The organism is Brevibacillus fluminis (assembly GCF_003710825.1).
GTDB lineage: Bacteria > Bacillota > Bacilli > Brevibacillales > Brevibacillaceae > Brevibacillus_D > Brevibacillus_D fluminis.
On the sequence record NZ_RHHQ01000002.1, the window covers coordinates 1 to 23605 of the forward strand.

Consider the following 23605-nt stretch of genomic DNA (forward strand, 5'->3'; position numbering starts at 1 on the left):
AGAAATGGTCCCCCGATGGAGCAAGCAGCTTTTGCTCGAGATGGACTTCCTGTTGAATATCTTGCGGATACGGCAGCAAAAGCGGACCGATGAGCGCGACAACCAGCAGGATCGCAATGATCACGACGCCGGTCAGCGCCAGTTTGTTCGTCTTTAAAAACGTTATCATCCAGATCCCTCCTTACGCTGTCTCGCCCAGCTTGATCCGTGGATCGAGCAGAACCAGCAAGATGTCGACGAGCAAATTGACCAAAATATACGAAATGGTAACGAGCAGCGTGATGCCCATCACCGCCGGATAATCCGATGAAAGGATCGCCTGAGATGCGTACATGCCGAGTCCCGGCCAGCTGAACACCGCTTCGATCAGAAACGTGCTCGTCAGCGCATAGGCAAACGTCAGACCCAAGGACGTGACGGTCGGCGACATCGCATTTTTCAGCGCATAAAGAAACACGCGTTTACGGCGCGATACTCCGTAGGCTTGCAGCACGCGCATATATTCCTCTCCCATGACCTCGACCATCGATGAACGAATCATCCGGGTGACCAGACCGATCGGATACGCGGCCATCGCAAGCGCGGGCAAGATCAAATGCAGCAAAGCATCGGTGAAAAAGTCCCAATTGCCCTGCATCAAGGAGTCCAGCAAATATGAACCGGTTTTCTCCTCGATCGGGTACAGCAGCGCCACATCCGTGCTGACACGTTCGCCAAGCGGCAGCCAGCCCAACGTTTTGAAGAACACCAGCTGCAAAATCAAGGCGAGCCAGAATGTCGGAATCGATACACCGCCGATGCTGAAGCCGCGGCTCAAATGATCGACCCATGATTCCTTTTTGACGGCAGAAATCACACCGAGCGGAATGCCCACGATAATCGCGATCAGCATCCCGGCAAAAATCAGCTCCAAGCTGGAGGGAAGAAACGTGAGCAGCTCATCCAAAATCGGCTGGTGGGTGCGAATAGACTTGCCCCAATCCCCTGTCACCAAGCCTTTCATGTACGTCGCGTATTGCACGTAAAGCGGTTGATCTAGGCCAAGCTCGATTTTTGCCGCCTGGATTTGTTCAGCTGTCGCATGCGCTCCCACCCAACGGGCTGCCGGCTCTGACGGAATGACGCGAGCGATAAAAAACGTTATCAGGGACACCCCCACCAGGACCAAGAGTCCCAGCAGGAGGCGTCGTATGATGAAGCGAACCATCAGCGATCACACCTTTATTCTCGATAGGTATCGTAGAAGAACACGACGTTCGGATAGGCAGGGTTGTCGACATAACCTTTGAACTTGGCGGAACGCACGCGCACATACTCGACATCGTAGACAGAGAGTCCAGGCACTTGGTCAATCAAAATTTCCTGTGCTTGCTTGTACAGCGCGATGGCTTTGTTACGGTCTAGACCAGCTACTTTCTTCGCTTCCTCAATCAGCTTGTCGTAGTCCGGATTGTTGAAATATGCCAGGTTGAACACGATGTCTTTTTCAGAGCCGTACAGGTTTTTCATGAAGCTGTAAGGGTCTGCATAGTCAGCCCACCAGTACATCAAGAGGATGTCTTGGCGCTTCGCCGGATCTTGCGCCTTCGCGAGATCCCATTGGGCTTCCCACAGCATGCTTTTCAGTTCCACATCAAAGCCGATTTTGCCCAGCTCCACCTTCAAGAGCTCAGAGATACGGCGCTCGAACTCGTCACCGGACAAGTAGGTCAAGGTCAGCTTGCCGCCGGTGACACCCGCTTCCTTCAACAGCGCCTTAGCTTTCTCCGGATCGTATTTGTATTGCTTCAAAGAATCGTCATAGCCCCACAGACCTTTCGGAATGTTTCCGCGCGATTGCTCGCCCGTTCCCACGAGGATGTCTTTGACGATGGAATCATACGGAATCGCATATGCCAGCGCTTGGCGCACCTTCGGGTTGTTCAGCGGTGCTTTTTGCGTGTTGAACTGCATGATCAGCTGCTGGAAGCTGCTAGTCTGATCAACGGCGATATCACCGTTCAGCTTCATGGACTCGACCATTTCAATCGGCATTTGGTCGGTGAAGTCCATTTTGCCCGCTTCCATCATTTGCTGGCGGGTATTGGCTTCCGGTGTGGTTTTGAAGACGACTTTCTGGAAGTTGTTCGTCTTCCAACCTTTCCAATACTCAGGATAGTCCGTCAAAATCAGCTCGCTGCCTTTTGTCCATTTTTGCACCGTATACGGGCCGGAGCCCACATCGTGCCCTTCGTTGACCCATTGATCGCCGTTTTTGTCCAATGCGTCGGCGTCAAAGATGAAGGCGGCATACCCGGAGGAAACCACGGTATCCAGCGGAGCGGAATATTTCAGCTTGAACTCGACGGTATCTTCATCCACGACATTGATCTTGTCCACGGAATCCCAGATGAAGGACGCCCCTTTACCGCGTTTGATCGTGCGTTCGATTGATTTTTTCACACTTTCAGCCGTCATCGGTGCGCCTGTGTGGAATTTCACGTTTTTGCGCAAATCAAAGGTCCAGGTCAGACCATCCTTGGAAACGGTGTAGTTCTCAGCCAGCTCTTTGTCGAATGCTTTTGTTTTCGGATTGTAGCGCAAGAGCGTCTCGTACATATTGTTCATCGCGACAATCTCGTTGGAATAGCTGTCGCTCGGGTCCCAGAACGTCATCGTATCGTCGTGGTAGCCATAGACGGCGATGCCGCCCTTAGGCTCCCCTCCTGCTGTAGCCCCGTTTTCCGCAGGCGCGGCCGATCCGTTTTGGCCACCTTCTGTTTGAGGTGCTTTTTGGCTGCTGCAAGCCGTCAACGCTGCGATCAGACCGATCATCAGGCCGGTTTTTAGTACCTTTTTCATCTGATTGCTCCCCTTTTGTCTATATTGTCTATACCGAAAGCTCGCCGACAGCCTTTACCCGAATGCGCACGGCATTGCCAGGCAAGTATGCGAGCGGCACTTCCTCCACATCCACGATCTCTACGCTCTGTTCGCCCGCACCTGCGGCTACCGCCTCGCGGATCGCGGTTTCTTTGGCGTCCGCCAGCGCTTTGTCGCGCCCCCAATCGGTTAGCGAGTAAATTTTTTCGATCTGTCCGCTCACCTGGGCGATCGTGACACCGATTGCATTGGCGACATCAAAGTTGGCAGGGCGGATCACCTTGGACACCCCGGCCATCTCATTCGGCAACAGGATGCTGCCGCCGCCGACGAGAATGGCAGGAACGGGGTCTGCCGATGTTTTCATCTTGTCGATCGCTTCTTCCACCAGCTCGATCATCCGTTTGTACGCCGCTTCCACATCCGGCTTCGGCAAATGGTCCACCTTGGCGGCATCACCGAGGGACGCTTGTCCGACAGCGACGGCAATATCCGTGGCAGTTAAGGTGTCGCCACCGAAAATCAGCCCTTTTTGCGGCAGCTGATAGCCCACGCTGTCCGGCCCCACTTGCACATCTTTACCCATCTCGCGAATGCGCGTGCCACCACCTAAGCCAAAGGAGAGCAGGTCTGGCATGCGGAAGTTGGTGCGCACACCGCCGATTTCTGCCACCAGTGACGACTCGCGCGGGAAGCCTTGCACCAGCACACCGATGTCAGTCGTCGTACCTCCGACGTCGATGACCAGCGCGTTTTGCTCATTGGTCAAATAGGACGCGCCGCGAATGCTGTTGGTCGGACCGGATGCGATGGTCAGCACCGGAAAACGCAGCGCATAAGACGAGCGCATCAGCGTGCCATCGTTTTGGCTGAGGAAAATTTGTGCGTGCTCGATGCCGTTCTCCGCGAGCGAGCTTTCAAACCCGTCGACCATTCGCTTCGCCGCTTCTACAAGCGATGCATTGAGAATCGTTGCATTTTCGCGCTCCAGCAGACCGATGCTGCCGATTTCGTAGGAAAGGGAGAAATGGACGCCTTCGCCCAGCTCTTCTGCGAGGATTTCCTTGGCGCGCAGCTCATCCTCCGTATCGACCGGCGAGTTCACCGCAGTGATCGCCACCGCCGCCACTTTCCCTTTCCACTCGCGACCGGCTCGGCGTATTTCCGCTTCGTCCAGCGCGGCAATCCGCTGACCGTCGAACTCATGCCCGCCGCTGACAATGGTGCTGCCGACAAACACGGTATTTTTCAAATCTTCCGGCCAGCCGGTAAACGGTGGAATCGCCAGCGTAGCCGGCGCGCCGATCCGCACGACCCCGATGCTGGACAAGCCGTGCCGCTCGACAATCGCGTTGGTGCAATGCGTGGTGCCAAGCATCGCATGCGTGACCTGTGCCGGGTCGATGCCGCTTTGCTGCATGCAGGCGGCAATCGCCTTTTGGATGCCTGTTCCAATGTCAGGGGTGGTCGCTGATTTGGTCTTTGCCACCAGGTTACTGTTTTGATCCAAAATCACGGCGTCGGTATGAGTCCCCCCGACGTCGATTCCAATCCGATACGTCATCACTAAGTCCTCCTTATACCGATAGCGGGGTGTAGTCTATGTCATAGCCGAAATAGCGCGGGCCAGCTACCTGGATCCCTTTTTCCGTCCGCCATTTCGGATCGCACGGAATGGCGATCAACGCCACGCGGCTGCCATAGCGCAGCACCTCCGTGGTAATCGGGAAGCCTGTCTCCAGATCCAGAGCGGTGATCAAATCTGGCGTAGTCGTAACGATCTCGTCGTCGACCTTGGCCACCAGGAATTCGTTTTGGAAGCCGATCATCGCCCGCTTGCCCTGATAGGAATTGATTCCATCAAAATACGCTTCCCCTTTGGTAAAGCCGCCCGTATTGCGTCGCAGCAGATTGCTGATCTTGCCTTCAAACAGCAGCTTTCCGCCCAGCACATCGAGCAGCGCCGTAATCGGATTCTGGTTTTGACGGCGCAGGCTGTGCACCTTCTCTCCGATGTTTTCCGCGAGCGTCAGCGTATTGTGAATGCCGGACGCTTTCAAGTCACGGCCTTGCATCAAGTAATCGCAGGTCATTACCGAACCGCCCATCGCGATTAGCGCCGCGCGACCGATTCGCTCGTTCCAGATGCTCTCCGTACCGTTTACGATCAGCGTGTTGCCTTTTTCATCCGCAATTGACATCGGTGCTGACTGCTTGCCTGCCAGATGGAAGGTCACCATCTGTGCCTCCGGAAAAGCCCGTCCCATCCCGTCGATGTCCACTATCGGCAATCCGGTCATCGCGCCAAGCACGATCGGAACAACCGAGTTAACACCGCCGACCTCGATCGGATAAAGCGCTTTGATCTCTTTCTGGCTGTAATCGCGGATCGCTTCAAATGCGCGGATCACCTCGGTGCCGCTCGGGATTTTTTCGATCATGACCGATGGGGCTCCCATCATCGACGCTGCAACCGTCCAATCGTCATCTCCTACTTCATCTGGAGACAGCAGTGTCACCGGTCCGTATTTTTCGATCGCAGCCATCGCCATTAGCTTGCCTACGTATGGGTCGCCCCCGCCGCCTGTTCCTAGAACGGCCGCTCCCATCGCGATATTTTCCAAATTGTGCGTGTCGATAATGCGCACAGCCATCCCTCCTGAATGTATATCCATTTCGCTTTTTGCTTTTATAGCTGAAGCTCGCCCGTCGCCTTGACGCGCAGACGGATAACCTCGCCTTTGTAATAGTCAAACGGGATTTCCTCTACTTGCACCAGCCGGATCGAATCCTTCACGCCTCCGCTTCTCTCTACCTCGATTAGCGCTTCCTGCGTCAATTCATCGACGATCTCTTCCTTGGTCCGGTCGTTCAACCAATAGATCCGGTCAATCTGCCAGCTGACCGGCGCCATACACGCCCCGACCGCATTGCAAATCTGAAAGCCGGGCGGATGGATCGTCTCTCCGTACTTGTAAAACAGCCGATCGACCAAAAGCGGACTGCCCCCGCCGACCAGCACAATCGGCAACCGCTCCTTCACCGGCTGAACCCGGTCAATGGTCTCTCGTAGCGTATCGATCACATGCTTGATCACATGCTCCGCTTCCTCCTGCTCCAGCTGCGGAACTTCCGCTCCAAGCTGACGGCGGGGCAGATACGTGTGCGGGTAAAGTTGTAAAAACACATCCGTTAGCCTGTGCTCCCGCTGCGGCAAACCATCGATGGTGTTGATCGGACTCTCGCCACCAAACGCAAGCGAGGTGGCCTTCGGCAAGCGAACATTCACATGAATGCCGAGCAGTTTCGAATTGCGCGTCAACTCCTGCGGCTCGCCGCCCAGTACCAACCCGACCTCGGTGGTACTTCCCCCCATGTCAACGACGACACAATTGTCGAGCCCGGTTAGAAACGAGGCACCACGCAAGCTGTTGGCGACGCCGGACCCAATCGTCATAATCGGGTAGGCCCGCGCCTTCTCAAGCGACATGAGCGATCCGTCATTTTGCACGAACCAGTACGGGCAGCGGAAGCCCAGCTCGGAGAAGAGCGTAGAAAGCCCGCCGATGGCTTTTTCCATCACATTGGATAGCATCGCATTGAGCAGCGCTGCATTTTCCCGCTGCAAAAAGCCGATGCTGCCGACTGAATGGGAAAGCGTTACCGACATCTCCGGAAGAGCCCGGTTAATCAATGCAGCCAGCTCAATCTCCTCCTCGTGATGGAGGGAGGAAAACGTGCTGACGATCGCAACTGCCCGGCAGCCGCTCTCTTTCAGCCTTTCGATAAGATTGTCAATTTTTCCAGAAAAATCAATCTTATTTCGCCGGGACCCATCCAGCTCCACCCCGCCGGCCAAATGCTCCACCAGCTTGATGTGCCGGGCGATTCCTTCCGGCCAGCCGATTCCCGGCTTCATCTGCGAAGGATTGGGACAAATCCGCACCAGCGCGGTATCGGTTAGGCCCCGCCCTTGATACAGAGCGTTGAGCATTTGCGTCGTGCCGACAAAAATACCCTGGATCCGCTCGGGCGAATAGCCTGTTTCCACAAGCACGCCCGCTGCGGTCTGCCGGATGCCGGTCAAAATATCCGGCGTTGTCGCCTGCTTTGCCTGGCCGAGCAAGCGCCCTTCCTTGGACAAAATCACGGCATCTGTATTGGTCCCGCCTACATCAATCCCCAGCTTCATCTCAAACACCAGCCTCGCTAGCAAATTCTACAGGGATGAACTCCGCGTCAATTCCGAACGCGCGCGGTCCGACGAACTCCAGCATGTCGCTGGTGCGCAGCACGTTGGGGGCAGGGATACCATACATCGTGACCAAGCGTCCCTCTTGCAAATCTTCCGTCATGCAAGGTTGAAACGTTTCCTCATCGAGCACCAGCAACAAGTCCGGCGTCAGGCATAAGTAACGGTCGTTTTTACGCGCATAGTTGTACTCGTTGCCGAATCCGACTTCCACAACCTGGCCGTCCCATCGCTCCGTGCCCAAAATCTCAAAGCGTCCCTCGATCAAGCCGTTTTGGAATCTACGGCTGATCCCGCGAATTTTCCCCTGGATCAAACAACGCGGTGAGCCAAAGATCGAGTTGGTCAGCACCGCATGCATTTGCTGCAGGGACGCTGCCCGGCTTGGCGTCTCGAGAAAAATCCGCCCCAGCTCATAAATCAATTGCAGTGTACTGGGCAAAATCACGGTGCTCATCTGCCTTCCGTCCATTCCGAATCCAGCGATATACACGATTCCCCCCATCGGGTGAACCTGCTGCCTGGCTTCACGGACGATCCGGTGATTATCGACTTCATCAAACAAACGTGTTTCACGATGCTGGTTGCTCATGGCGAGCGGGCCAGCCTGCACTCCCATCAAATGAAAGGAGGACATGTGTATTTCCGGAAACGTGCGGCCTGTACCGTCACCATCTACAATCGGCAGGTTGCGCTGTGCTGCGACGATGAAAGGGACCATCGCATTGGCTCCCCCCACATTGAGGGCGATCAATGCCGTGGCTTTCGCTGCCCGCGCTTCTTCATAGCAATCTAGCGCAAGCAGCCCCTCTTCTCCCGTAGACATCTTTTCGTCGCAAATCACAGACGAGCCGATACTGGAGAGACAGACAATATGATCGTTAGGCGCGATTTCGGTAAAAGGCAGGATTTCAATCTCCTGCGAATCGCTCATAATCGATTGCACCAGCGAACTGAGCGTAAACGGATCTCCTCCTCCGCCAGAGCCAAGAAACTTGGCGCCAAGCGCGAAATAGGGAATATCCTTTTTGGTGATTTTCCACGCCATTTTGTAACCCCTTTCGGTGCATCCCTATATAAGCAACTACCATGCCAACCATTGAATAAGCAGGTAAAAGCGGTGAATGTTTATGCAAAAAATTTTTATCGAATTTTCTTTCTCATTGCTTTTCTCATTTGTTATCATGCAAATTTCGTCAAAATTTTCGTTTATATCGGTGAATACTCTCATTTTTTCACGTTTTTGCGCATTTTATCATTATTTTAAACGCCATTTTTTCAATTTGCGATAAAGCGTCGGCAAACTAACACCAAGCGTCTCTGCGACTTGCCGTTTCCCTTCCGTGTCTCGCCCATACTGATCCAACAGCTGCAACAGCGATTCCTTTTCCTCCGATTCACTGCTGTGCCGGCGCGGCGCCCGTCTCTCTGCTTCCGCGTGTCCCATCGATTGCTCACGCAGCTGCAGCGGAATGCTCTGCAGCGTGACCAGATCGCCGATCTCCAGCTGAACGAAATGCTCGACCACATTCTCCAGCTCCCGGATGTTCCCCGGCCAACGGTACGCAAGCAGCCGCTCCAGCACCTGCTGTGACAGGCGCTTCGGCGTTCGCCCCAAATCAAGAGAGAGCTTTTTCATGAAATACTCGACCAAAATCGGAACATCGTCCTTCCGCTCACGCAGCGGCGGGATGTTGAGCGGAATCACATTCAGCCGGTAATACAGATCTTCACGGAATTTTTCCTCCGCCACCATCTTCTCCAGATTGCGATGCGTTGCCGCAATGATCCGCACATCCACATCGAGCGATTGGGTTCCGCCGACACGCTCGACCTTTCGCTCCTGCACGACGCGCAGCAGCTTGGCCTGCAAATGCAGCGACATGTCCCCGATCTCGTCGAGAAAAATCGTCCCGCCGTGCGCCAGCTCGAATCGCCCTGCTTTTCCCTCGCCTTTGGCTCCGGTAAACGCTCCGCCCTCATAGCCGAATAGCTCGCTTTCCAAGAGCGATTCGGGTATCGCCGCACAGTTGATCGCGACAAATGGTCCGGTATGTCGCTGGCTCCCACAATGGATCGCCTGTGCGAACACTTCCTTGCCCGTCCCGCTTTCACCCCGGATCATGATCGTCGTCTCCCCGGAAGCAATTCGGCGCGCCTGTTCTTTTACGGCCCGGACGGATGGGCTGTTTCCTTTGATATCGTCAAACGTATAGATCGTGCGCTTCTGCTGCAGCTTCTTTTTGGAAGGAGCCGGACCCTCCGTAATGTGCAGCATCATCGTCGTCAATTTATCTGTCTCGTAAATGGACTTGCTCCGCACCTTCCAGACATTTTCCTTCTTACCTGGCAACGCAGCTGGCGTCAGAACGACCGTATCGAAATCTCTGCCGCGCTTCAGCTGCTTCCACCCCTGCTCCCCGATATGCGGCAAAAGGCTCGCGCCCAATAGTTGAAGGCGCGACTGCTGCATCAAAGTGCACATCGGCTGGTTTAATTCAAGAATCTGCCCTTCCGCATCCACCACCAGCACCGCTTCCGATGTGAGCGACAGCAAGGCGCTGATCTCTTTTTTTAACTGTTCCGTCTCTTTAGTACTGCGTCCGACACCGAGCTTGCTGACTAACAGCTCGCCGAGCGCATAGCTGTGCTCGGTCATCTGCTCCAGCCGCTCCTGAAACCACGTTTGCTGCGCCTCTGTTTTAGGTACGCTGATCATCGCCAGACTGGAGACAGACTGTGTCAGGACGGGAGAAAAAATCGCCGTCGTGACCGCGCACTCCTGCTGTTGCGGACAGTTCATGCAGATGACATGGTTTTTCTTTTCCTTCACCGCAAACAAAACACCGGAAACAAATACCCGCTCCACGATCAGACAGTCCTGCGGTAGCGACAATGTCGGCCAACTCTCCTTCGCACCCGCCGAAAAAGGTGACTCCACAACATGTACGTCAAACGGAAGCGGTTCAGTCAAATGGGCAAGCAGCTCCCTTACTTTTTCAACACCCGCATTCATCTCATTCACCCGCCACTCTCTTTTTCCCTCATGATTCTATTATGTATGTTTATGCATACTGAATCTAGTGGGAGAAAAACTTGGTTTCACCAAACTTTTTGTCACCCCTCCGTCTTTGCCCTAAAAAAAGAAAAACCTCCGCTCAAATCGCAGAGGTTTCTTTGTGCATGTTTGCTTATCTTGATGGGGTTGCGAGTGCATGCTCCTGCATCGTCCCTTCCTCCCGAAAGCGGGTGTGGAAGGAAAACGCTTTTTCCAGCACATGCGGTGTATGTCCGCCACGGGACAGCGCTTCCGCGTAATACTCGCGCAGCTGCTGGCGGTACAACGGATGTGCACAGTTTTCGATCACGAGCATCGCCCGTTCGCGCGGTGCCAGTCCGCGCAGGTCGGCATATCCTTGCTCCGTGACGATGATGTCCACATCATGCTCGGTATGATCGACGTGTGACACGAACGGCACGACGCTGGAGATGCGGCCCCCTTTGGCGATCGACTTGGTGACGAATACCGCGAGGCGCGAATTGCGGGCGAAATCGCCGGAACCGCCGATGCCGTTCATCATGTGCGTGCCGAGTACGTTCGTGGAATTGACATTGCCATAAATATCGACTTCAAGCGCAGTATTGATCGCGATCAGTCCCAGCCTGCGGATGATCTCCGGATGGTTGGAAATTTCCTGCGGACGCAGCACGACCTTGTCTTTGTATTGATCGAAATTCCCCAGCACCTCTTCCATTTTGGCAGGCGACAGGGTGATCGAACAGCCGGATGCAAACGTGATTTTCCCAGCATCAATCAGATCAAACACCGCATCCTGCAACACCTCGGAGTATACCTGCAAATCGGTGAAGTCTGAGTCGAGGAAGCCGTTGAACACGGCATTGGCGACCGAGCCGATCCCCGATTGCAACGGCGCGAGTGAGTTGGTCAGTCGCCCCTTCTTCACTTCATCCTTCAGAAATGCAATCAAGTGGTTAGCGATCTGCTGTGTCTCCTGATCCGGCTGGACGATCGTCGACGGTGAATCTTTTTGGTTCGTGATGACGATGCCTTTGATCTTGTCCAGATCGACTTCAATGCCCGGCAGGCCGATGCGCTGATCCACCGCAGTCAACGGAATCGGTTCCCGTTGGCCCTGCTCCTCCAAATCGTAAATATCGTGCACACCTTCAAGAGCAAGCGGCTGCGCCATATTCAGCTCCACGATCACCGCCTTGGCCTGCTCCACAAAAATGCTGGAATTGCCGACGGACGTGGTAGGGATGATCATCCCGTCCTCGGTGATTGCAATTGCTTCCACGATGGCAAAATCGATCGGGTCAAGAACATGAGCCCGAACTGCTTCCGCCGTATGCGAAAGATGATGATCGACGAACAACATCTCTCCCTGGTTGATTTTACTTCTCATGACCGAATCCGCTTGAAACGGCAAACGTTTATGAACAATCCCTGCTTCCGCCATCACCTTGTCCACGTCGGAACCGAGGGAAGCACCGGTATATACATTTATTTTAAAAGGCGTATTATCCCGTTTGGCGCGCTCTGCCAATGCCATTGTCACTGCTTTGGCATCACCGGCCCGGGTAAACCCACTTAGGCCAACTGTCATTCCGTCGTGAATCCAGCTTGCTGCCTCCTCGGCGGACACGATTCTCTCTTGGTAACGTTGATCTCGTAAGCGCTCACATAACATTTACCCACACCTGCCATTCGCATTTTTGTACTTTTGACAAAAATAACACAGCTTCCGCACAGGAGTACCGCAAAGTCGATAAAACAGCGCTGCAGATGACGAACCAGCGAAACCGGCGCCGAGCCAGCATAAAAACGGATTAAAACCCTAACCGCGCCCGGAACTGGCTGGCGTACGTCTGGCTGACAGGAATGCGGCTTTCCGCTTTATCCTTCATCACCAGAATAAAAGTAGAGTGAAAATCCGGCTGAATTTCGGCGATTTCGTTTACGTTGACGAAAAAGGAACGATGGCACCGCACGAATTGGTCTTGCGGCAAAATCAAGTCCAGCTCAGACAGGCTGTATTTGTTTCGATACTGGCCATCTTTTGTATGAAGCCACGTTTTTTTCTCATCCGCGGAAATATAAGCGATCTGCTCAAAGGAAAACGGCACCCAGCGATCTTCCGCCTTGCCGATCAAAAAGCGGTGCTTGGGCAGCTTGACCTCTTCCCACGGCATGATTTTCGGGAAAATGGCCGTGACACACCCTTCCAGCTCGCCACGCATCAAAAGGGGAATGGACATGCCGTAATACGGCACGCCAAATACGTCGCGATCCACATATTGCGCGACTTTTTTCCGTTCGGTCAGCGCCTGCAGCGAGACTGTCCCCTGCCGCAGCAGGTCGCCCGGCTTGATCTTGAGGTCGATGCTTTCACTCGGTTGATAGTAAATATATTTGGATTGATCCGTAATCGCGATCGATACGCGCTGCGGTAACATTTCGCTAAAAGCTTGGACAATAACAGGAACAGAAGTCAACTCCATCCTGATCACTCCCCCGATTCTTCTCTCTCTATAGTAACTCTTTCATCGCCCATTAGGTAACCCCAATCTATTTCCTATCTATTTAGTAGAATTTTCTGCACAGGGAATTTACTTTTTAAGTTTTTTGCGATAATCTGTTAGCGTAGACAGGCTATCTGAGGGAGGTTTATCATGAAAATCTATAAAGCCCTGACAATCGCAGGTTCAGATACTAGCGGAGGCGCGGGTATTCAGGCGGACCTGAAAACATTCCAAGAACGCAAAGTGTTCGGTATGACCGCCTTGACTGTCATCGTCGCACAAGACCCGGCAAACGGCTGGTTTCATAATGTATTCCCGATCGATACAAAGCTGGTTGAAGCGCAAATTGAAACCGTTGTCTCCGGCATCGGCATCGATTCCTTCAAAACAGGGATGCTCGGTTCCAGCGAGCTGATCGAACTCGTCGCTCGCAAAATGGAAGAGCTGAAAATGCCACACCTCGTCATCGACCCTGTCATGGTTTGCAAAGGCGCTGACGAAGCTCTCCATCCGGAAACTGCGATCAGCTATCGTGATGTTTTGATCCCGAAAGCGACCGTTGTCACCCCGAACCTGTTTGAAGCAGGTCAATTGAGCCAAAAAGGCACACCAAAAACCCTTGATGAAATGAAAGAGGCAGCGGCGATCATCCATGAGCTGGGTGCGAAATACGTACTCGTCAAAGGCGGCGGCAAGCTGCAGCATGAGCGCGCTGTCGATGTTCTGTACGATGGAACGACTTTCGAGCTGCTGGAAAGCGACCGCATCGAAAAAGCTTACACACATGGCGCAGGCTGTACCTATTCCGCAGCGATCACAGCCGAGCTGGCAAAAGGCAGACCAGTACGCGACGCTATTTTGACAGCGAAAGCTTTCATCACCGAAGCGATCCGTCACTCCTTCCCGCTTAACCAATATGTTGGCCCGACTTACCATGCAGCATACCGCGACGTGGAAAAAGCGTAGTCTTCTTCACATGAAAAAGGACCGCCAGGAGTCATCCTGCACGGTCCTTTTTGTTTGCTCATTCCCCAAAAATTTGCTTGAGATGATGCTCCATGTGAACGACATAGTCTTCGATCAGCCATCCGAGTGTAAACGGCGGTTCGTCACCCACCACGCACAAATACGCCTGCTGCTCCTCCGTAATCCCGCCGATTACCCGGACGATTTGCGTATTCAAGCTGACCCAAAGCGTCAAAAGCTCTTCGGTAGGAATGTCGGCATACCGCTGCGACAGTACCCATTCATTTTGAGCGTAAGGCGTCAGCGCAAACGGCTTCGGTTCAAACTGAGCGCGGATGAACCGCTGCAGGTTATTAATTGCCGAATCGCACAAATGGCCAATGATTTCTTTTTTCGACCACTTTTCCGGCAGCGGACGCAACGCAGCAGCCTCTTCGTCCAGCTCGACAAATCGCTTCGGTACGTCTGCCAACAAACCTTCCAATTTCGCAATCACTTCTTGCATCCGCTCATCCCCCATTCGTATTTTACAGACGAACTGCCTTCAACCATGCTATGCGCCGATGTCGGTTTTCTGCATCTTTTGCTTGATCAGCTGCAGCACGCTGCTTTTGCGCACATCGATAAAATATTGCGTCGCCGCATCTGGTACCACGATGATCCCCAATTGGTGATGGCTGCCCGCATAAATCGCACACTGCAAAAATTTGATCTCGCCTCCATGGGTAAGCACCTCCAGCTTGCAAAACGCTGGATTCACTTGCAGCGCCGGATACAGCTGTGCCTTCTCTTTGACGGCGACGCCGTTCACCTTCACGATAATCTCGCCCGGCAAAATCCCCATTTCCGCAGCGGGCGTATTCGGAAGGACCGCCATCACTTTAATGCCACGCGACGATTGTATGTAATACGGAGGTAGTTTATTTTCACGCCATCTGCTGTAAAACACCATACCTTCATGCCCAAACAGCGCGAACAAGGCAGTGAGGAAAAGCAAACCAGGCAGCCAGCTTGAGCCGTACGCCAATGCCAACAAAATCAAGGAATACAGGCCAAGCTGGGAAGCGATCTCGCCTGCCTTCTGCTTGGGCGGCATTGCTTTGGTCAAATCGGAATAACCCGTGACAGCTGGTAGCATCAAAAGACTCCACGATGCCGCATCCGGTGAAAAAAGCGGCCACCCGGGAAACAAAGCTGAATGCCACACGCTCCATCCAGTCGGAACGTCAACGAACAGCACCAGCGGGGTAAACCAGAAGGAATGCAGCTCATAGGCGCCGACAATCCGCCCCCTCTTCCCCTCCATGAACAAGGGAGAAGCATCTTTGCCGCCATTCCAACGCACCAGAAACGCCTCCGCCAAGTGAAGGATCGCGGCTAGCGCCAAAAGTGGTAACGGCTTTGCATCAAGCAGCACCTGCCAAACGGCGCCAAGCCCTTGCACGTGGACAAGCTCTGGCATCCAGCCGGCAATGATATGCAGCAAGCCTAGCACCCCAGAAGCGTAAGCGAGACACAGGAAACGAATTCGGACAATCGCCAAAATCAAAGCAATCACCGACAGCAGCCACATGTCCTGCACTCGTACGACTAGACCGAGACCAACCGAGACGACGGACACGAACAGCCCGCCCACGATGCCCATCCCGATCGAACGCATCGTTTGAATCAAAGGCGTCTGGATCCGCGCGGAGAAAAGCTGCCTTTCAAACGCCATCTGTTTGCGGTAATGCAAATATATAAAAAGGATAAACAGGTACAACCCAGGATTCAGAAAAAAGCTCACCAAACCATTCATCCGTTCACCCCCCTCTGTATTCAAAAAACTGGAAACGCCATACATTAGAAAACTTGGCTACGCCAAGCTTTTGGCGGAGCCTTAGTTGCACTTATACTATCTTCCTTTAAAGCGTTAGCGAACTTAAAATTTCTGATAGTATAAAAGAAAAACCGCGGTCCGATTCGTCCCGCGGTTACCATTTCTACACCGGAAAAGCGATTCCCTTCTAGCAGAAACTGGTTTTACTTTTTCAATTGCTGCACAAGCACTTCAGCCGCTTTTTGCAGCTGCACGTCGTTTGCCGGATCTTTCAGCACAGCGACAATCGCTTCTTGCAGCGCGTTGGCTGTCGCTTTGTCTACTTGACCGGTCGGGGTCAGCTTTTTCGAAGCTTGGAAGGTCTTGATCACCGCTTCCGTTTTCTCATCGAAATAACCGTCCGTACGCACAGGGCCCAGCTTCAAGCCGGTCAAAATCATTTGCAGATTTTTCACGTCTGCACTATTCATATCCCGTTTCAGCACTTGGTCTTGTGGAAGCTGCGTTACCTTGAAGTAGTCTGGCTCCTTCACCGTTTCGTCCGGCGCGATTCCTTTTTTATGAATCCATGTGCCTTTCGGTGTGAGCCATTTGGCGATCGTCAGCTTGATCAAGCTCTTATCCTGCATTTCAACGGTCGCTTGGACGGTTCCTTTCCCGAAGGAGTTTTCCCCGACAAGCTTGTACCCGCCGCTTTCTCGCATCGCTCCGGCCAAAATCTCCGAGGCGCTAGCGCTTCCGCCGTCAATCAGCACATCGATCGGATACGGCTTCGGTTTATCCAGCGTCGACTTGATGACTTCTTCCGGCTTGCTCTTATCGCCGTAGGCAACGCGAACGATGACGCCTTTGTTCGGGATCAGCATCTCGCCGATTTGTCTGACCGCCTCGACATAACCGCCAGGATTGCCACGTACATCGACGATCAAGCCGTCGATATGTTGATCTTCCAGCTTTTTCAGCTCCTTGCCGAAATGATCGGCCGTCTCTGCCGAGAACTGCGCGATTTCCAGCACACCGAGCTTTTTGCCGTCTTTTTCAATGGTTTTGCTATACACCGTTTCGATCGGAATATCGTCACGAATGCACTCGACTGTGAGAGGCTCTGATACGCCAGGGCGCATGACTTTCAGGACAGCCTTCGTCCCTTTCGGACCGCGTATCTTCTGCACCGCTTTATTCAAATCGAGGCCATCCAGTGACTCCCCGTTCACACTGAGAATCTGGTCATTCGGAAGCAATCCGGCTTTCTCAGCAGGCGATCCTTTATACGGCGACACGATCGTGACGCGATTGTTTTTCAGCGTCACTTCCGCTCCAATTCCTTGGAACGTGGAATTGAGCATCGATTGAAGCTGTTGTGCCGATTCCGGATCCATATAATCAGTATACGGGTCATCCAGGGAACCGATCATCCCCTTGATAGCTCCTTCGAACAGCTTGTCATCGGGCACCTGATCGATAAACTTGCCTTTGACGATCTGGTACGCTTCGTTTAGCTTGGCTACCTCTTTTGGCAACGCACCGTTACCATTTGCTTGTGCGGCAACCGGCATTGTCGGGCTGGCTTGTCCGCTGCTGATGAGTGTGAATGTTAACAAACTGCTCACGACCATAGAGAGCAGAATCATCACGAAAACTTGACGTCCGGTCCATCGCATGCTTTTTGACACCATCCTTTGTAATCCGGGTGAAAAACATATGCAGTTATTCTATGCAATCCCGGTTCACAATATTTGTGTTACCCATATTACTGTATATATGGTCTCGGGTCTACCGCAACGTCGTCCTTATAAACTGTAAAATGCAGGTGGTTACCGGTGGAACGGCCTGTAGAGCCGACTTCCGCGACTTTTTGGCCTTTTTTCACAGCTTGTCCCACACTTACCTTGATTCCACCCTCACGAATATGACCGTACAACGTGGTGATATGCTCGTTATGCTTGATCATAACGCAGTTCCCAAAGCCGTTCACATAGCTGGCTACGATCACGATGCCGTCTTCAGCCGCGAAAATGCTTGTCCCTTTTGGCGCGGCCATGTCGAGCCCGTTGTGCCCGGCCGACTTTCCGGTAAAGGGATCGGTACGCATCCCGAATCCAGATGAGAAGCGGAAGCTGCCTGGAGGCAAGGGGAGTCCCAATGCGCCGCCTCTGTAGTTACTTGCTGCAAGGAGCTTGGAACGCTCTGCTACTTTGCTTGCTTCCTCCCGGGCATAAGCCAGCAGCTTTTCTTCTTCCTCTGCCTGAATTTCATGCAAGTCTTTTTCCTGCTTTTGCAGTTCCGCCTTGATCACGGTGCTCTGCTTGTACTGCTTGTCCAAGTCGGCTTTGAGGTTTTCCGCTTCTGCAAACATATTCTCGTAGTTTTTCAGATGCTTCTCGACCTCGGCTTTTTTCGCTTCGACCGTCTGCTTGTCTTTCAGGTTGTCCTCCAAAATGCGCGTGTCCGATTCTACAATCAGTTGGACACCCTGCAGGCGGGTGAGGAAGTCGCCGATATCCGAGGAACCGAACAGCACTTCCAAGTATGTGGAGTTGCCACGCTCATACATGGAGCGCAGTCGCGTCTTGAGCATCGTTTCGCGCTTCGCTACGCGCTCCTCCGCTTCGTCGAGCTGTTCTTGCGCCTGAACCGCTTTGGCCGTCGTATCCTCAATCTGCTTGTCCAATTTGTCGAGCCTGCCTTGCGTCTCATTGCGGCGCAAATCGATCGCCATCAGCTCGTTGTTCAGATTCACTTGCTTCTTTTGGATATCGTTAATTTGGCCAGAAATTTTGTTGATCTCAGATTGTTGTGATCTTTTCTTCTTTTTTATTTCGCTAATTTCCTGATTGATCTTGTCCAAAGATTTGCTCGCATATCCGACCGAAGCCGGATAGCTGCTCCACACGATGGCGCTGGATAGAACCGCCAAAAGGATCCCCTTCTTGTTCATGCTCTTCCTCCCCAAAGGTTCAGTCTCACAAACCTACTCTTTTCCTACTTATTTACACACGCAAGAAGCGACGTACGGAAACCATACTGCCCCAGATCCCGATGAAGGCGCCGATCGCCAGCAACAATAGCGCTACCTGATAACCCAACGGAAACAGCGGCAGCAGCTTAAAGAACGGAATCACACTTCCATTGGTGACTAGACTCAAGAGGTAGTGATAACCGAAGCCCAAAATCAGGATCGGAATAAGGGCACCAACCATGCCCATCATCAGGCCTTCAACAAAGAAGGGCCAACGAATGAACCAGTTGGTCGCACCAACCAGCTTCATGATCTCAATCTCGCGGCGGCGCGCCACGATCGTCAGCTTGATCGTATTGGCAATCAGGAACATTGCGGTAAACGCCAGCCCGACGATGAACACGATCCCGATGTCACGCACCGTACGGGTCGTGACAAACAGCTTTTCGACCGTGCCTTCCCCGTAATTTACATCGGTAATGGACGGGATTTTTTTAATCGCCTGCGCGACTTCCGCTGTATCCTGTGGTTGTTTGGTTTTAACGACGAATGAATCGGGAAACGGATTCTCCTTCTCCATGCCGTCCAGCAAGTATCCTTTTTCCCCCATGCTTTTCCTGAAGTTGACTAAGCCTTGGTCTTTGGACACGAATTGGACGCTTTCCACTTTTGGCAATGTCTTTAATTTTGCTTCAAGTTGCTCAATAGCTGGCTTATCCGCCAAGAGATCGACGAAGACGCGGATTTCCACCTGCTTCTCGATTGTTTGTGCAATATAGTTGACGTTGAACGCCAGGAGTAAGAACACTCCGAGAATAAACAGGGTGATGGTCACCGCGCTGATCGAGGCGAATGTCATCCAGCCGTTGCGGCCCAGATTCTTCATCCCCTCACGCACATGACGCCCCAGCGTTCTAATCTTCATAACCGTATTCCCCTCTCTGCTGGTCGCGCACGATTTCGCCCGCTTCGATGGCAATAACCCGTTTGCGCATGGTGTTGACGATTTCGCGGTTATGCGTCGCCATCACGATGGTCGTACCACGGTTATTGATTTCTTCGAACAGGTTCATGATGTCCCAGGAGGTTTCCGGGTCCAGGTTACCGGTCGGCTCGTCGGCGATGATGATGCCAGGGCTGTTGACCAGAGCCCGTGCCAGTGCAACACGCTGTTGCTCCCCGCCGGATAGCTCGCTCGGCAGCATTTTGGCCTTGTGCTTCAGCTTGACCAGACCAAGCACATCCATCACCCGCGGCTTGATGATTTTTTGCGGCGCTTCGATAACTTCCATCGCAAAGGCGACGTTTTCCAACACGCTTAAATTCGGCAACAATTTGAAATCCTGAAACACGACACCAATGCTGCGTCGAACCGACGGTATTTGTCGTTCCTTGATTCGACTTACGTTAAATCCGCCAAGAAAAATTTGTCCTTTGCTTGGCTTTTCTTCCCGATACATTAACTTGATAAAGGTCGATTTCCCTGCGCCGCTCGGACCGACGACGTAGACAAACTCCCCTTTTTCGATGCGGACGTTGATCCCTTTTAACGCGTTCGTTCCGTTGGGATAGGTTTTCCACACATCAAACATCTCGATCAAACTAATCACTTCCCAACTACCTAGATTCTCATATGTATCGCAATCTTTTCGACATTTCCCATCGTCATTTTGTTGCAAACAACAGACATTTTCCGCAAATTGGTGCCCGTTCTTCCCATTATACCACCGTAAAAAGGTCAATGTTATCCCCTAATTCTCTTATCTTTTGTCGAAAAAGTGGTGGGGAGGGGGTGATTTTTGGGCTTTTGTGGTCGAGCGGGGATTTTTGCAAAAAAGCGACGCTCCGCTGTTGCCATGCCTTCTGGGGGCCGTGAGGACCGGCGCAAACGAAAAAACGGAAACTGCGCCCCAAAGCCACACGCTGCGCGGCGGGCGTGTCTCGAAGATGATATGTGGCGCAAAAGCGTTTCCGTTTTTTCGCTTGCGCCAGGTGGGCATGTCCAAGGCTGCGCCGCGCTTTTTTGCAAAAATCCCGTGCTCTGGCCCCCAAAAAACACTTTAAGGGAATGGAAATAATAAAAGCATCAAAAACCCCTTTCTTCAATCAGAAAGGGGTTTCCTATTATTTGTTTATACTGGAGAGCCTACGTCGATCAGTGATTCTATCATCACTTTTTGGCTGTTGGCATCGATCCATGCTTGCGTGACGACCAGTTTTTCGCGGAATGTGGCGATTTGTTTTTCGACCTGGTTGCGGGCTGTGCCGCCCAGTACATTGCGCGCGTTGACAACTGTGTCGACATCAAGTCTGTTGTAAATGTCTTCCTCGACGAGCGGGGAGAACGATTTGAATTCTTCAAGGGAGCAATCCAGCAAATATTTGCCGTTTTGGATGCAGTACAGCACCGCTTTGCCTACGACTTCATGCGCCTGACGGAAAGGCAAGCCTTTGGCAGCCAGGTAGTCGGCCAGATCGGTTGCGTTGGCGAAATCGTTCGTTACGGCTTGGCGCATACGCTCTTTGCGCACCTGCATGGTTTCCATCATTGGTGTAAGAAGGGCCAATGCGCCGTGCAGCGTAGATACCGTGTCGAACATGCCTTCCTTGTCTTCCTGCATGTCTTTGTTGTACGCCAGCGGCAAGCCTTTCAGGACAGTCAAGAGGCCAAACAGATTCCCATAGACACGGCCCGTTTTGCCGCGCACGAGCTCAGCGACGTCCGGATTTTTTTTCTGTGGCATGATGGAAGAGCCTGTGCAGAATGCATCATCCAGCTCGATGAAATTGAATTCCTGGCTGCTCCAGATGATCAACTCCTCGCACATACGGGAGAGATGCGTCATCAGCAGCGCGGATGCGGAGAGGAACTCCACGATAAAGTCACGATCGCTCACCGCGTCCATGCTGTTCACGTAAATACCGTCAAAAGCGAGCATTTCCGCAACGAATTCGCGATCGATCGGGAACGTCGTCCCAGCCAGCGCACCTGCTCCGAGCGGAAGCACATTGACGCGTTTCCAGCTCTCCTGCAAGCGCTCGATGTCACGCTGCAGCATGGATACATAGGCGGTCAAATGATAGCCGAGCAGCACCGGCTGCGCACGCTGAAGGTGCGTATAGCCGGGCATGACGGTATCCAGATGATTTTCCGCTTGGTTCACCAACGCTTTTTGCAGGTACATGGCCAGTTGGATGATTTCCATCATTTTTTCGCGTAGATACAAGTGCATATCCAGCGCTACCTGGTCATTACGGCTTCTGCCGGTGTGCAGCTTGCCACCGACAGGGCCGATTTCATCGATGAGCAGCTTTTCGATATTCATATGAACGTCTTCGTTCGCCACAGTGAATGTCACCTGGCCGCGCTCAATCTTTTCTTTCACCTTCTTCAAGCCGTTGATGATTTGCTTCACTTCGTCCATAGGAAGGATGCCGCACTTGCCGAGCATGGCGACATGAGCGAGGCTGCCGACAATATCCTGGCGCCACATCTGCTGATCAAAAGTAATTGAGGCTGTATATTCATCTACCAATTGATTGGTCGGTTTTGTGAAGCGTCCTCCCCATAGTTTCATTGGGTAATCGCATCCTTTTCTTTGACAATGTTGATATTGGTTTTGAACGATTTTTGCAGGTAGCCTTCGTTCACTTGCGCATGAACTTTCGTTGGCAAGCCCCACAGCTTGATGAAGCCGATCGCTGCTTTATGGTCAAACGTATCGCCTTTTGCATACGTAGCCAGTTCGTGGCTGTACAAGGTGTGCTCGGATTTGCGGCCTACGACGATCGCATGGCCTTTGTGCAGCTTCACGCGCACGACGCCTGTCACATGTTGTTGAGTTTCCTCGATGAACGCTTCTACCGCATTGCGGATTGGCGAATACCAGAGGCCTTCGTAAATGATTTGGGACAGTTTTTGCTCGATAATTGGCTTGAATTGCGCCACTTCACGAGGCTGTGTCAAAAATTCCAGCTCACGGTGTGCCAAGATCAAAGTCGTAGCTGCTGGCGTCTCATACACTTCACGCGATTTGATACCTACCAAACGGTTTTCTACGTGGTCGATGCGTCCCACGCCGTGGTTGCCTGCGATTTTGTTCAGCTTCAGGATCAGATCGGACAGCAGCATTTCCTCGCCGTTCAGCGCGGTTGGCACGCCTTTTACAAACGTGATTTCGATTTCTTCCGCTTCATCCGGTGCATCCGCAATGGATTTGGTCAAATCGTATGCGCCTTCTGGCGGAGCTGCCCATGGATCTTCCAGTACGCCGCACTCGCAGCTTCTGCCCCACAGGTTTTGGTCGATGCTGTATGGGTTGTCGAGGTCAATCGGAATTGGAATGTTGTTTTCTTTTGCATATTCGATCTCTTCATCGCGCGTCCAGCCCCACTCACGGACAGGAGCAACGATTTTGAGGTTCGGATTCAAAGCGGTGAAGGACAAGTCGAAGCGCACTTGGTCATTACCTTTGCCCGTGCAACCGTGCGCTACTGCAACCGCCCCTTCTTTCTCTGCGATTTCTACCAAAACGCGGGAGATCAGATAACGAGACAGCGCGGAAACGAGCGGATATTTGCCTTCATACATTGCGTTTGCTTTCAATGCAGGCAAAACCAGTTCTTGTGCGAACGTTTCTTTCGCATCAACCACGATGGATTTGATGGCGCCTACTTTCAACGCTTTTTCCTGCACGAAATCCAGGTCTTTCCCTTCACCTACGTCCAACGCTACCGCGATAACGTCATAATTGTATGTGTCTTGCAACCATTTGATCGCTACAGATGTATCTAAACCGCCGGAATAGGCCAATACGATTTTTTCTTTGCTCATTTTATTTTCTCCTCACTTCGTTCTGGTGTATATGAGTAATTATACATTCGAGTTAATAAAAATACAACAACAAAAATTGTTACTTTTTTAACGATAGAACGTACTGTTTTTGTAACGTATACCTGATACTTCCATTTGGCGTGTGAGGAGGCGTTTTATTTTGAAGTGGGAGAAAGTAGTTGCGAGTACGTTGGTGCTAAACATGCTGGCATTTGCGCCAATGAGCGCATTCGCTTATGGATCCGGCGGGGTTAGTGCCATGACGGAGCAGACACCGCAAAAGCTGCTGCCACATTCTCGGATTCTTTGCTGCCAGGCAATTATGCACTATCAGACGAACTAATCTCCGGAGAACCGAAGACCAACAGG

The 23605-nt window shown here is 52.6% G+C and carries 20 protein-coding genes and 1 pseudogene; 2 read left to right on the forward strand and 19 right to left on the reverse strand.

Annotation, left to right across the window (positions count from 1 at the left end; translation table 11 throughout):
- The 10 genes and pseudogenes from EDM56_RS32175 to EDM56_RS00180 all read right to left on the reverse strand — a co-directional run.
- Window positions 1-169: pseudogene (locus EDM56_RS32175) on the reverse strand (hypothetical protein); the annotation flags it as partial.
- A 12-nt stretch (window positions 170-181) separates the two neighbouring features.
- Complete coding sequence (locus tag EDM56_RS00140) at window positions 182-1207, reverse strand: ABC transporter permease (protein ID WP_122915833.1); 1026 nt, start codon at window positions 1205-1207, stop codon at window positions 182-184.
- A gap of 14 nt (window positions 1208-1221) precedes the next feature.
- Window positions 1222-2841 carry an ABC transporter substrate-binding protein gene (locus EDM56_RS00145; protein ID WP_122915854.1) on the reverse strand — a complete coding sequence of 540 codons (1620 nt, stop codon included), beginning with the start codon at window positions 2839-2841 and terminating at the stop codon, window positions 1222-1224.
- A gap of 28 nt (window positions 2842-2869) precedes the next feature.
- Window positions 2870-4426: a hydantoinase/oxoprolinase N-terminal domain-containing protein gene (locus EDM56_RS00150; RefSeq protein WP_122915855.1), complete on the reverse strand. Its 1557-nt coding sequence runs from the start codon at window positions 4424-4426 to the stop codon at window positions 2870-2872.
- A gap of 13 nt (window positions 4427-4439) precedes the next feature.
- Window positions 4440-5510 carry an S-methyl thiohydantoin desulfurase family protein gene (locus tag EDM56_RS00155; protein WP_246009203.1) on the reverse strand — a complete coding sequence of 357 codons (1071 nt, stop codon included), beginning with the start codon at window positions 5508-5510 and terminating at the stop codon, window positions 4440-4442.
- A 41-nt stretch (window positions 5511-5551) separates the two neighbouring features.
- Entirely contained in the window at window positions 5552-7054 is a 1503-nt protein-coding gene (locus EDM56_RS00160; protein ID WP_122915857.1) for a hydantoinase/oxoprolinase N-terminal domain-containing protein, read from the reverse strand.
- A gap of 1 nt (window position 7055) precedes the next feature.
- Window positions 7056-8162, reverse strand: coding sequence for an S-methyl thiohydantoin desulfurase family protein (locus tag EDM56_RS00165; RefSeq protein WP_122915858.1), 1107 nt, complete (start codon window positions 8160-8162; stop codon window positions 7056-7058).
- A 210-nt stretch (window positions 8163-8372) separates the two neighbouring features.
- On the reverse strand, window positions 8373-10130 hold the full coding sequence (locus tag EDM56_RS00170; protein WP_246009213.1) for a sigma-54 interaction domain-containing protein: 1758 nt from the start codon (window positions 10128-10130) through the stop codon (window positions 8373-8375).
- A 175-nt stretch (window positions 10131-10305) separates the two neighbouring features.
- Window positions 10306-11826, reverse strand: a complete 1521-nt coding sequence (scpC, locus tag EDM56_RS00175) for a succinyl-CoA:acetate CoA-transferase ScpC (protein ID WP_122915859.1) — start codon at window positions 11824-11826, stop codon at window positions 10306-10308.
- A gap of 139 nt (window positions 11827-11965) precedes the next feature.
- Window positions 11966-12637 (reverse strand): LytTR family DNA-binding domain-containing protein, encoded by a 672-nt coding sequence (locus EDM56_RS00180; RefSeq protein WP_122915860.1) that lies wholly within the window; start codon window positions 12635-12637, stop codon window positions 11966-11968.
- A 171-nt stretch (window positions 12638-12808) separates the two neighbouring features.
- Between EDM56_RS00180 and pdxK the strand changes: the two genes are divergently transcribed.
- Complete coding sequence (gene pdxK / locus EDM56_RS00185; RefSeq protein ID WP_122915861.1) at window positions 12809-13624, forward strand: pyridoxine/pyridoxal/pyridoxamine kinase; 816 nt, start codon at window positions 12809-12811, stop codon at window positions 13622-13624.
- A gap of 58 nt (window positions 13625-13682) precedes the next feature.
- On the opposite strand, the gene EDM56_RS00190 is transcribed toward pdxK, so the two are convergent.
- The 9 genes from EDM56_RS00190 to EDM56_RS00230 form a co-directional block, all read right to left on the reverse strand.
- Window positions 13683-14129, reverse strand: a complete 447-nt coding sequence (locus EDM56_RS00190; protein ID WP_122915862.1) for a DinB family protein — start codon at window positions 14127-14129, stop codon at window positions 13683-13685.
- A gap of 48 nt (window positions 14130-14177) precedes the next feature.
- Window positions 14178-15422 carry a PDZ domain-containing protein gene (locus EDM56_RS00195; protein ID WP_246009204.1) on the reverse strand — a complete coding sequence of 415 codons (1245 nt, stop codon included), beginning with the start codon at window positions 15420-15422 and terminating at the stop codon, window positions 14178-14180.
- Between the two features lie 224 nt (window positions 15423-15646).
- Window positions 15647-17104, reverse strand: a complete 1458-nt coding sequence (locus EDM56_RS00200; protein ID WP_122915864.1) for a S41 family peptidase — start codon at window positions 17102-17104, stop codon at window positions 15647-15649.
- A gap of 89 nt (window positions 17105-17193) precedes the next feature.
- Window positions 17194-18381 carry a murein hydrolase activator EnvC family protein gene (locus tag EDM56_RS00205; protein WP_122915865.1) on the reverse strand — a complete coding sequence of 396 codons (1188 nt, stop codon included), beginning with the start codon at window positions 18379-18381 and terminating at the stop codon, window positions 17194-17196.
- Between the two features lie 52 nt (window positions 18382-18433).
- Window positions 18434-19327 carry a permease-like cell division protein FtsX gene (ftsX, locus tag EDM56_RS00210; protein WP_122915866.1) on the reverse strand — a complete coding sequence of 298 codons (894 nt, stop codon included), beginning with the start codon at window positions 19325-19327 and terminating at the stop codon, window positions 18434-18436.
- Entirely contained in the window at window positions 19317-20003 is a 687-nt protein-coding gene (ftsE, locus tag EDM56_RS00215) for a cell division ATP-binding protein FtsE (RefSeq protein WP_122915867.1), read from the reverse strand. The genes ftsX and ftsE overlap by 11 nt, the downstream gene beginning before the upstream one ends.
- A gap of 118 nt (window positions 20004-20121) precedes the next feature.
- Window positions 20122-20508, reverse strand: coding sequence for a hypothetical protein (locus tag EDM56_RS31130; RefSeq protein WP_148040341.1), 387 nt, complete (start codon window positions 20506-20508; stop codon window positions 20122-20124).
- 26 nt (window positions 20509-20534) lie between these two features.
- Entirely contained in the window at window positions 20535-21980 is a 1446-nt protein-coding gene (gene argH, locus EDM56_RS00225; RefSeq protein ID WP_122915869.1) for an argininosuccinate lyase, read from the reverse strand.
- Complete coding sequence (locus EDM56_RS00230; protein ID WP_122915870.1) at window positions 21977-23236, reverse strand: argininosuccinate synthase; 1260 nt, start codon at window positions 23234-23236, stop codon at window positions 21977-21979. Before EDM56_RS00230 ends, argH begins: the two co-directional genes overlap by 4 nt.
- 160 nt (window positions 23237-23396) lie before the next feature.
- Here EDM56_RS00230 and EDM56_RS00235 point away from each other — a divergent pair, with 160 nt between their 5' ends.
- Window positions 23397-23579 carry a hypothetical protein gene (locus tag EDM56_RS00235; protein ID WP_122915871.1) on the forward strand — a complete coding sequence of 61 codons (183 nt, stop codon included), beginning with the start codon at window positions 23397-23399 and terminating at the stop codon, window positions 23577-23579.
- Window positions 23580-23605: the final 26 nt, after the last annotated feature.

Bases quoted from the DNA above. Each gene is read 5' to 3' on its own strand.
- EDM56_RS00140 (WP_122915833.1), bottom strand. From the start codon at position 1,207: ATGGTTCGCTTCATCATACGACGCCTCCTGCTGGGACTCTTGGTCCTG.
- EDM56_RS00145 (WP_122915854.1), bottom strand. From the start codon at position 2,841: ATGAAAAAGGTACTAAAAACCGGCCTGATGATCGGTCTGATCGCAGCG.
- EDM56_RS00150 (WP_122915855.1), bottom strand. From the start codon at position 4,426: ATGACGTATCGGATTGGAATCGACGTCGGGGGGACTCATACCGACGCC.
- EDM56_RS00160 (WP_122915857.1), bottom strand. From the start codon at position 7,054: ATGAAGCTGGGGATTGATGTAGGCGGGACCAATACAGATGCCGTGATT.
- EDM56_RS00165 (WP_122915858.1), bottom strand. From the start codon at position 8,162: ATGGCGTGGAAAATCACCAAAAAGGATATTCCCTATTTCGCGCTTGGC.
- EDM56_RS00170 (WP_246009213.1), bottom strand. From the start codon at position 10,130: ATGAATGCGGGTGTTGAAAAAGTAAGGGAGCTGCTTGCCCATTTGACT.
- scpC (WP_122915859.1), bottom strand. From the start codon at position 11,826: ATGTTATGTGAGCGCTTACGAGATCAACGTTACCAAGAGAGAATCGTG.
- EDM56_RS00180 (WP_122915860.1), bottom strand. From the start codon at position 12,637: ATGGAGTTGACTTCTGTTCCTGTTATTGTCCAAGCTTTTAGCGAAATG.
- pdxK (WP_122915861.1), top strand. From the start codon at position 12,809: ATGAAAATCTATAAAGCCCTGACAATCGCAGGTTCAGATACTAGCGGA.
- EDM56_RS00190 (WP_122915862.1), bottom strand. From the start codon at position 14,129: ATGCAAGAAGTGATTGCGAAATTGGAAGGTTTGTTGGCAGACGTACCG.
- EDM56_RS00195 (WP_246009204.1), bottom strand. From the start codon at position 15,422: ATGAATGGTTTGGTGAGCTTTTTTCTGAATCCTGGGTTGTACCTGTTT.
- EDM56_RS00200 (WP_122915864.1), bottom strand. From the start codon at position 17,104: ATGCGATGGACCGGACGTCAAGTTTTCGTGATGATTCTGCTCTCTATG.
- EDM56_RS00205 (WP_122915865.1), bottom strand. From the start codon at position 18,381: ATGAACAAGAAGGGGATCCTTTTGGCGGTTCTATCCAGCGCCATCGTG.
- ftsX (WP_122915866.1), bottom strand. From the start codon at position 19,327: ATGAAGATTAGAACGCTGGGGCGTCATGTGCGTGAGGGGATGAAGAAT.
- argH (WP_122915869.1), bottom strand. From the start codon at position 21,980: ATGAAACTATGGGGAGGACGCTTCACAAAACCGACCAATCAATTGGTA.
- EDM56_RS00230 (WP_122915870.1), bottom strand. From the start codon at position 23,236: ATGAGCAAAGAAAAAATCGTATTGGCCTATTCCGGCGGTTTAGATACA.